General features: G+C 41.5%; 1 protein-coding gene. It reads left to right on the top strand.

Annotated elements, in window-relative coordinates; all coding sequences use genetic code 11:
• On the top strand, positions 1 to 1,930 hold a 1,930-nt coding region (locus CXF78_RS15675; RefSeq protein ID WP_145991490.1), incomplete at both ends, for a DUF748 domain-containing protein.

Raw genomic sequence — 1,930 nt, 5'->3', positions numbered from 1 at the left:
CTTTTGTTGATCAACTGTTTGCGATTAACTTAGCTGAAGGCACGCTGAGCCTAAACGGACAGTATGCTGTGACGTTGCAAGACAAAAACTTAGCACCAATAAGCCATATCAATGTGACCAAAGCACAAATAGTGATTAATCATTTTAAAGCGCTACATCAGCAAGATGAAAAAATCGCCATTGATGTACTAGCGTTAAACAACATCGACCTAGATAGCCACAAAAAGCGCGTTAGCATTGGTGAGTTCCATACCGAAAAAGGTAATATCAAACTCAATATCACTCCTACTGGTGCTGATTTGGTTGCTTTATTGCTGCCTAAAGACACTGAGTTAACAACTACCGTAGAGACCTCAGATTTACCTTCTACAGCCTCAACGACTACCGAATCTGCTATTACAGACACGACAGATTCAGAGACTGCTAACTCAGATGATCCAAAAGCTGACAGCACAGATGTGGCTGATACCATTACTGATAAAGCCATCGAGACAGTGAAAAAAGTCACCACTGAGCTCAAAACAAAAGCAGCTAACGATGCAACTGAAAAAACAGATACAGATGCAGAGCCACTATTAGCGCAGCAATCACCACCATCAGCGACACAAGATGCTCCAAAAGAAGCGACGGTTGAGTCAGGCTCACAAATTACTCAACAAAATACAGCAATAGCGGCAGAATCCATCGAGGCTGACTCTTCTTGGTTAGTCACACTAGACAAAATCAGTATCGCGCAGTATCAAGTTAAACTGGGTGAAGGCATTGCCAGTGATAAGATTATTCTTTGGCAAATCGGCCCAATTGACCTCACTACAGGGGTAATACAATCAGATCTATCCAGCCCGATTGATTATCAATTTTCGGCTGGAATCAATCAACAAAGCTTATTAACATCAACAGGACAAGTAGATGCATTAGCGCAAACGGTGAATGCTGAAATCGACTTTAGTAATATGTTGTTGTCACGCTTACAACCTTATATTGCTCCTTACATCAATATCACTATTGAAGATGGCATGTTTTCCACTAAGGGCATTTTGCATGCAGACGCTAAAGATACGCTAACCTACTCTGGCAGCGCAAACATCAGCCAATTACACATTAACGATAACGTGTTAAAACAACCTTTGCTGACATGGCAAACTATGGACATCAACCAGTTATCGTTTGATCGCCAACAAGCTAACATTGATATTGATGAAATAAACGTTGATAAGCTGTTTAGTCGCCTTATTATCTCACCCGACCGCAGCACCAATATTAGCGAGTTAATCAACACTCCTGCAGACATAAAACAAACCACTGCTAGTGTTGAGACAGATAAAGCTGCTGTTAGTCCAAGTAAAGCTGACCAAGCGACCTTATCGGCAGGTAATGAGCAACCCGTCGATGCACCGCAAATGAAGATCAACATTAATAAGATTGGCTTTACAGACAGCTCTGCCTTCTTTGCTGACAATTCGTTAACGCCCAATTTTGCTTCGGGCATTGAAATGCTTAATGGTCAAATCACCAACTTATCATCAAACCCAGAAACCACCGCATCAGTGGATTTAGCCGGCAAAATAGACAAATACGCTCCGGTGACATTAAAAGGTGATATTAACCCGTTATTAGCACAACCTTACCTTGACCTTAATTTGAACTTTGACAAAGTAGAGCTCACCTCGGTTAACCCTTATTCTGGCACTTATGCTGGTTATTATATTGATAAAGGCCAACTGTCATTGGACCTAACCTACCAGCTAAAAAACAATGAATTAGTTGGCAGTAATCATGTAGTGATTGATCAACTCGAGCTAGGTAAACGCAGTAACAGTAGTTTAGCAACCAGCCTACCTGTGACATTAGCGATAGCATTATTGCAAGACCGACATGGCGTAATTGATTTAGGCGTTGATGTGTCTGGAGACATTGATTCTCCTAGCTT

Source organism: Shewanella sp. 11B5, assembly GCF_002836795.1.
GTDB lineage: Bacteria > Pseudomonadota > Gammaproteobacteria > Enterobacterales > Shewanellaceae > Shewanella > Shewanella frigidimarina.
This window is presented reverse-complemented; position numbering and strand designations above follow the sequence as displayed.